General features: G+C 68.8%; 7 protein-coding genes. 3 read left to right on the top strand and 4 right to left on the bottom strand.

What is annotated here, in order from left to right; translation table 11 throughout:
• From JHN63_RS17020 to JHN63_RS17005, 4 genes are all read right to left on the bottom strand, one after another.
• The coding region (locus JHN63_RS17020) for a hypothetical protein (protein WP_200681907.1) at positions 1-648 on the bottom strand (648 nt) is incomplete at its 3' end.
• Positions 649-728: 80 nt separating this feature from the next.
• Positions 729-1190: a hypothetical protein gene (locus tag JHN63_RS17015; protein ID WP_200681906.1), complete on the bottom strand. Its 462-nt coding sequence runs from the start codon at positions 1188-1190 to the stop codon at positions 729-731.
• Positions 1177-2160 (bottom strand): serine/threonine-protein kinase, encoded by a 984-nt coding sequence (locus JHN63_RS17010; RefSeq protein WP_200681905.1) that lies wholly within the window; start codon positions 2158-2160, stop codon positions 1177-1179. The genes JHN63_RS17015 and JHN63_RS17010 overlap by 14 nt, the downstream gene beginning before the upstream one ends.
• Before the next feature lie 147 nt (positions 2161-2307).
• Positions 2308-4131: a phosphoenolpyruvate carboxykinase (GTP) gene (locus JHN63_RS17005; protein ID WP_200681904.1), complete on the bottom strand. Its 1824-nt coding sequence runs from the start codon at positions 4129-4131 to the stop codon at positions 2308-2310.
• Positions 4132-4460: 329 nt separating this feature from the next.
• On the opposite strand from JHN63_RS17005, the gene JHN63_RS17000 reads away from it, so the two are divergent.
• From JHN63_RS17000 to JHN63_RS16990, 3 genes are all read left to right on the top strand, one after another.
• Positions 4461-5174: a hemolysin III family protein gene (locus tag JHN63_RS17000; RefSeq protein WP_200681903.1), complete on the top strand. Its 714-nt coding sequence runs from the start codon at positions 4461-4463 to the stop codon at positions 5172-5174.
• A 169-nt stretch (positions 5175-5343) separates the two neighbouring features.
• A complete protein-coding gene (locus tag JHN63_RS16995) occupies positions 5344-6930 on the top strand; it encodes an MFS transporter (RefSeq protein ID WP_200681902.1) in 1587 nt (528 codons plus the stop codon).
• Positions 6927-7559 (top strand): TetR/AcrR family transcriptional regulator, encoded by a 633-nt coding sequence (locus tag JHN63_RS16990; RefSeq protein ID WP_200681901.1) that lies wholly within the window; start codon positions 6927-6929, stop codon positions 7557-7559. The genes JHN63_RS16995 and JHN63_RS16990 overlap by 4 nt, the downstream gene beginning before the upstream one ends.
• Positions 7560-7570: the final 11 nt, after the last annotated feature.

The following is a 7570-nucleotide window of genomic DNA, read 5'->3' as shown; positions in this document are numbered from 1 at the left end:
GGGTGGGACGGGCCGCAGGCGGGCGGTGGTCTCGGCGGTGGTCTCCTCGGAGCGGAGCGCCGTGGCGCCCGCGACGGCCGGGGTGCGGGACCGGCGGACCACGAGGAGGAGGGCCAGGAGCAGCAGGAGCAGTACGGCGGTCAGGGCGATGAGCAGGACGCGGGTGTGGTCCGTGGACGTCTCTCCGCCGAGTTCGGCGACGCCCACCTTCTTGTCGATCAGTTGGCCGCCGGTGAACTTGGACCTCTTGAGCGCCTTGCACAAGTCGCTGTCACAGGAGGGGAGTTCGGCCAGTGTCCGGGCGTCCAACTGGTCGATCCGGGCGTTCCGGTCGACGAGTGGACGCCCGGCCAGGATCAGCAGCGCCGTGCCGCCCTGGCCGGTGTGGACACCGGCCGGTACCTGGACCTGAAGGTTCTTGAGGTTCTTGCGGACGGCGTCCGCGCCGCCCTTCGTGCCGGTGTCGAAGCCCAGGGGCTTTTTCAGCGTGACCGTGACCACGGCCCCGTCGTCCAGCGCGTCCTGCCAGCAGCCCAGCCGCGTCGGAAAGTTCTTGCCGCAGTCCGCGCCGGCCGCGGTCGCCGGACTCCCCGGAATCACCGCGATCAACAAGCCGAACAGCAGGACAGTGAACAACGTACGTCTCATGACGACCCCCCGTTGGCGCCCATAGTGGAGGCAACAGGGCGGTGGCCGAAAGGGGTTGAGTGAGAATGCTCAATTCACTTCTACAGCTGGAAAACCTGATGACAACGGGTGAACATCTGTCGCGCCCGTTCCACCCAATCACTGGCCAGAACATCGAAATCGTCCTGGGAGATCCGGCAGGTCAACGGGAGGTCGCAGACCCCGGCGAGACACGGTCTCGGTCCGCGTACGTCCCACACCGAGAGCATGGGATTCAGCTGTTCGGTGTTCCACGCGTTCGACGCGGCGGCGGCGATCGCCAATTGATCCTTGCGCAGAGAATGACCGTCGGTGACAAAGGCGACAAGGAGTCTTTTCGTGGTCATGAAACGCACGGTGAGTGTGCGCCCCGACGCCTCTAGATCGAATTGCAGGGAGACGGAATCGACCTCGCTCTCGACGTGGTAATTCCGGCGGGCGCCCCAGGTGTGGGTCAACTGCCGCCAGGACGAGGCGATGTCGTAGTCCCGGCCGGGCGGCAGGGAGGAGTCAGGCGTCGCCACGCGCCACCGCCCGCGTGACCATGACGTCGGTGAGGCCCGCGTCCAGCAGGGCCTGCGCGTGCAGCAGCAGACAGGACGGCACCGGCAGGCTGGTGGCGCCGCCGCGCCGGGCCGCCAGCTCCTCGCGGCGGACCTCGATCGTGCGGGCCACGGCGGGCGGCGGCCAGGTCGCGGGGCGCGGCTGCGCCAGCAACTCGCCCAGCAGGACGTCGAGTCGGGGCCGGTCCGCGGGCCGCTTGGCCAGACACCGCGTGAGCAGCGGCCGTATCGCCGGTGGTACGCCGTCGAGTTCGGGGGCGCGGTGCACGACGCGCAGGCTCACCGCCTCGCCCGCGCCGAACGGCGGGCGGCCGGTGAGCGCGTACACCAGGACACCGCCGAGGGAGAACACATCGCTGGGCGGGCCGATCCGACCCGCCGTCATCTGCTCCGGGGACATGAACGGCGGGGTGCCGACGACGATTCCGGCCTGGGTGAGGCTCGGGGCGCCCTCGACGCGGGAGATGCCGAAGTCGATGACGCGGGGGCCGTCGGAGGCGAGCAGCACGTTGGCCGGTTTGAGGTCGCGGTGGACCAGGTTGGCCGCGTGGATCGCCTGGAGTGCCTCGACGAGGAACGCGCCGAGCCTGCGGACCTGGGCCTCGGGCAGCGGTCCGTCCGACCTGACGGCCTCGGCGAGGGAGGGTCCGGGCACGTACATCGTGGCCAGCCACGGGAGTTCGGCCTCGGTGTCGGCGTCGACGACGGCCGCGGTGTAGGCGCCGCTGACCAGCCGGGCGGCGGCGACCTCGCGGGCGAAGCGCTCGCGGAACTCGGGCTCCGCGGCCAGTTCGGGCCGTACGACCTTCACCGCCACCTCGCGCCCGGCCGGCGAGCGGCCGAGATACACCCATCCCATCCCGCCGGAGCCGAGCCGCCCGGCGATCCGGTACGGCCCCACGCTGAGCGGATCGCTGACCGGAGTGCGCACCCCGCTCACCTCACTTCGGGGTTCGTTGCAGGTTGTCCCGAGTGTCCCTCGAAATGCCGGTCTGGGCAGGGGGGATGCGAGAAATAGAGGCCAACGGGTAAGGGCCCGTACGCCGTTGTACGGGCCCTTACAGTTCCGCTACGGGATTCAGCCGAGGCGCTGCACCAGCGCCCGGTACTCGTCCCACAGTTCCTTCGGGGTGTGCTCGCCGAAGGTGTTGAGGTGGTCGGGGACCAGGGCGGCCTCCTCGCGCCACACGTCCTTGTCGACGGTGAGCAGGAAGTCCAGGTCGGCCTCGGACAGGTCGAGGCCCTTGGTGTCGAGGGCGCCCTTGGCCGGCAGCACGCCGATCGGGGTCTCGACGCCCTCGGCGCGGCCGTCGAGGCGGTCCACGATCCACTTCAGGACCCGGCTGTTCTCACCGAAGCCGGGCCACACGAACTTGCCCGCGTCGTTCTTGCGGAACCAGTTCACGTAGTAGATCTTCGGCAGCGTCGCCTGGTCCCGGCCCTTGGCCACATCGACCCAGTGGCCCATGTAGTCACCCATGTTGTAGCCGCAGAACGGCAGCATGGCGAAGGGGTCGCGGCGCAGCTCGCCGACCTTGCCCTCGGCGGCGGCGGTCTTCTCGGAGGCCACGTTGGCGCCGAGGAAGACGCCGTGGTTCCAGTCGAAGGACTCCGTCACCAGCGGTACGGCCGAGGCACGCCGGCCGCCGAAGAGGATGGCCGAGATCGGCACGCCCTTGGGGTCCTCCCACTCGGGCGCGATGATCGGGCACTGCGAAGCGGGCACGGTGAAGCGGGCGTTGGGGTGCGCGGCGGGCGAACCGGACTCCGGTGTCCAGGAGTTGCCCTTCCAGTCGGTGAGGTGGGCCGGGGTCTCCTCCGTCATGCCCTCCCACCAGATGTCGTTGTCGTCGGTCAACGCCACGTTGGTGAAGACGGAGTTGCCCCACAGCGTCTTCATCGCGTTGGCGTTGGTGTGCTCGCCGGTGCCGGGCGCGACGCCGAAGAAACCGGCCTCGGGGTTGATCGCGTAGAGCCGGCCGTCCTCCCCGAACCGCATCCAGGCGATGTCGTCACCGATCGTCTCGACGGTCCAGCCGGAGATGGTGGGCTCCAGCATCGCGAGGTTGGTCTTGCCGCAGGCGCTCGGGAAAGCGGCGGCGACGTACTTCGAACCGCCCTGCGGGGGCGTCAGTTTGAGGATCAGCATGTGCTCGGCGAGCCAGCCCTCGTCCCGCGCCATCACGGAGGCGATGCGCAGGGCGTAGCACTTCTTGCCCAGCAGCGCGTTGCCGCCGTAGCCGGAGCCGTAGGACCAGATCTCGCGGCTCTCGGGGAAGTGCGAGATGTACTTGGTGGAGTTGCACGGCCACGGCACGTCCTGCTCGCCCTCGGCCAGCGGGGCTCCGAGCGTGTGCACAGCACGCACGAAGAATCCGTCGGTTCCGAGTTCGTCGAGGACGGGCTGTCCCATGCGGGTCATGGTGCGCATGGAGACGGCGACATAGGCGGAGTCGGTGATCTCGACGCCGATCGCGGAGAGGTCCGAACCGAGGGGGCCCATGCAGAACGGGACGACGTACATCGTCCGGCCCTTCATGGAGCCGCGGAAGATGCCCTTTTCTCCCGCGAAGATGTCCCGCATTTCCGCGGGCGCCTTCCAGTGGTTGGTGGGTCCCGCGTCCTGCTCCTGCTCGGAGCAGATGAACGTCCTGTCCTCGACCCGGGCGACATCGGTCGGGTCGGAGGCGGCGTAGTACGAGTTGGGGCGCTTGATCGGGTCGAGCTTCTGGAAGGTGCCCTTTCGGACGAGTTCCTCGCTCAGTCGCTCGTACTCCGCTTCGGATCCGTCACACCAGACCACGCTGTCCGGCTGGGTCAGTTCTGCGATCTCGTTCACCCACGAGATCAGTTCCTTGTGTTCGGTGGGGATGACGGGGGGAGCCGCGATGTCGCGCGCCACGATTGCTCCTATGATGAGGGATTTTGTCCTTGTTGCCCCGTGGGGGCCGCGACCCGGATGCTTCACGATGGTCGATCTTGGCGCTCATCCGGTGCCGACCGCACTCATTTGATCATCCGACCCGTCCGCCCATATGTCCAGAGGGCCTCACAGACGAGCGACGTGAGGATCGCCACTCATCCGCACCTCACCGACATGTTTTCCGTGCGTCACCATCGCTTCACCCCCGGTACCCGGGGTTCGGCTACGCATGAGAGAGTGGCCACTTCCGGACCCTCATCTCGCCGCACTGACACGTAACTTACGGTTCCGTAGGTACGATTGCGCGCATGACTGCGTCCGTCCCCGACGCGCCCACGGACACGCCGACACACGGCCATGGTCCTTCCGCGCTCTCGATTCCCGACCATGCGAAACCGAAGCTGCGCGGCTGGCTGCACCTCGGCATGTTCCCGGCCGTGTTGATCGCAGGCCTGGTGCTCACCGCCCTCGCCGACACACCCCGGGCCCGTATCGCCTGCGCGATCTTCGCCCTGACGGCCTGCCTGCTCTTCGGGGTCAGCGCGCTGTACCACAGGGGCGACTGGAGCCCGCGCATGGACGGCATCCTGCGCAGACTCGATCACGCCAACATCTTCCTGATCATCGCGGGCACGTACACGCCCCTGACGATGCTGCTGCTCCCCGGCGCCAAGGGCCAGTGGCTGCTGTGGGGCATCTGGGGCGCGGCGCTGGCCGGCATCGCCTTCCGGGTCTTCTGGGTCGGCGCCCCGCGCTGGCTCTACACCCCCTGCTACATCGCGATGGGCTGGGCGGCCGTCTTCTTCCTGCCCGATTTCATGCGCGCGGGCGGCATCGCCGTCCTGGTCCTGGTGGTCGTCGGCGGGCTGCTCTACAGCGCGGGCGGCGTGATCTACGGCATCAAGCGCCCGAATCCGTCACCGCGCTGGTTCGGTTTCCACGAGGTCTTCCACTCGCTCACGGTGGCGGCCTTCCTCGTGCACTACGTGGGGATCTCGCTGGTGGCGTACCAGCACGGGTAGCAACCGAGACACCTCTCGTCCATGGCCACGGCTCACCAGCCGTGGCCATTTTTCATGCCCGTCACCCTGCCGGTTCCCATGCCCGTTCCCCTGCCGGCCGCCCGATCGTCATGTTCTGACAGTGGAACCCTGTTGACATCAACCACCTTTTGACAGCTACTCTCATTTTATGGCTACTGTCACTCATCACACCGACGTGCGACGCGACCCGCGCCGCTGGTGGGCCCTCGGGGCCCTGGTCGCGAGCATGCTCACGCTCGGCTTCGACACGACGATCCTCAACGTCGCCCTGCCCACGATGGCCGGCGAACTCGGCGCCACCACCGGCCAGCAGCAGTGGATGGCGGACTCCTACGTCATCGTCTTCGCGGCCCTGATGCTCCCGGCAGGCCTGCTCGGCGACCGCTTCGGACGGCGCCGCATGCTGATCACGGGGCTCGGCATCTTCCTCGCCGGTTCCGTCGCCGGCGCGCTCGCGAGCGACGTGAACTGGGTCATCGCGGCCCGCACGATGATGGGCGTCGGCGCGGCCCTGGTCACCCCGCTCGCGCTGTCCGTGCTGCCCTCGCTCTTCGGCCCCGACGAGCGCACCAAGGCCGTCGGCATCATCTCCGCGGCCTCCTCGCTCGGCCTGCCGCTCGGCCCGATCATCGGCGGCTGGCTGCTCAACCACTTCTGGTGGGGCTCGGTCTTCCTGGTCAACATCCCGATGGCCGCGATCGGCATCGCCGCCTGCGTCTTCCTGCTCCCCGAGACCCGCGACCCCGCCTCGCCCAGGGTCGACGCCCTCTCCACCGCGTTCACGGCGACCGGCCTCGGCGCCCTCATCTACGCGATCATCGAGGCGCCCAACCGCGGTTGGGGCGACCCGCTGATCGTGGGCATGCTCGTCGGATCCGCGATCGTGATGGCCGCGCTCGTGCTGCGCGAGCGGCGCATGGAACGCCCGATGCTCGACATGGCCCTCCTCCGCCACCGCGGCTTCCTCTTCAACACGCTCGCCGCGACCCTGGTGATGTTCGTCCTGTCCGGCCTGCTGTTCGTGCTGCCGCAGTACCTCCAGGCGGTGCTCGGCAACGACGCGCTGGGCACCGGCGTCCGGCTGCTGCCGATGATGGGCGGCCTGATCGTCGCGGCCCGCGCCGCACAGCCGCTCGTCGCCAAGTTCGGCTCCCGTGCCGTGGTCTGCGCGGGCCTGGTGGTCCTGGCCTTCGCCGCCCTGCTGGGCAGCCGTACGACGGTCGACTCCGGCTACGGCTTCACCGCGCTGTGGCTGTCCATCACCGGCTTCGGCTTCGGCTTCTCGATCGTCCCCGCGATGGACGGCGCGCTCGGTGCGCTGCCCCGCGACCGGGCCGGCAGCGGCGCCGGGCTCCTGATGACCATGCGCCAGGTCGGCGCGGCGATCGGCATCGCCCTGCTCGGCAGCCTGCTCGCCAGTTCCTTCCGTGACCGCCTCGACGTCACCGGCCTGCCCGCGAAGGCGGCGGACACGGCCGGGGAGTCCGTGGTCGCGGCCCACATCGTCGGCGGGCGGACGGGCTCGGCGGACCTCATCGCCTCCGCGAACAGCGCGTACGTCCACGGCATGGGCCTGGTCCTGCTGGTGTGCGGGGTCGCGGCCCTCGTCACGGCCCTGCTGTCCGCGGCGTTCCTGCCGAACACGCCGGCCGCGCCGGCCAAGAAGGAGGACGGGAGCGACGACGAGGACACCGACGCAGCCGTGGCCATCGCTCTGGCGGATGCCGGACAATGAGCAGCATGACGGCCGCACCCTCCCCCTTCAGCCCCGCCGAACGCCCTCGACTGGGGCTCCGGGAGCGCAAGAAGATCAAGACCCGCGAGGCGATCCGCACCGCGACGTACGCACTGGTCAAGGAACAGGGCTACGACGCGACCACGATCGAGCAGATCGCCGAACGCGCCGAGGTGTCGCCGTCGACCGTCTTCCGCTACTTCCCCACCAAGGAAGACATCGTCATCACGGACGAGTTCGACCCGATCATCATGGACGAACTCCGGGCCCGCCCGGCCGACGAGCCGTGGATGGTCACGCTGCGGTACGTGATGCACAAGGCCATCGCGTACGGCATGAAAGAGGACGAGGAGGTCTCCCGCCTCCGCACCCATCTGATGGTTCAGGTCCCGGCCGTGCGCTCACGCATGATGGAGAGCATGTCGGTCACCGGCGACATGCTCTGCCAGGCCATCGCCGAGCGCACCGGCCGGGACCAGGAGAGCCTGGAGGTACGGGTCTCCGCGATGGCACTCATCGGCGCCCTGATGGAGACGTCCCTGTACTGGGCGGAACACGGCCACCGGGACGATTTCAAGGACCTCATGGACCGCACGCTGGACGTACTGGAGCACGGGCTCTCCGAGTGAGCCCGTGCCCC

This window comes from Streptomyces sp. MBT65 (assembly GCF_016612545.1).
Classification (GTDB): Bacteria; Actinomycetota; Actinomycetes; order Streptomycetales; family Streptomycetaceae; genus Streptomyces.
Note: the sequence above shows the minus strand (reverse complement) of the source record. Positions and strands in the feature narration are given on the sequence as shown.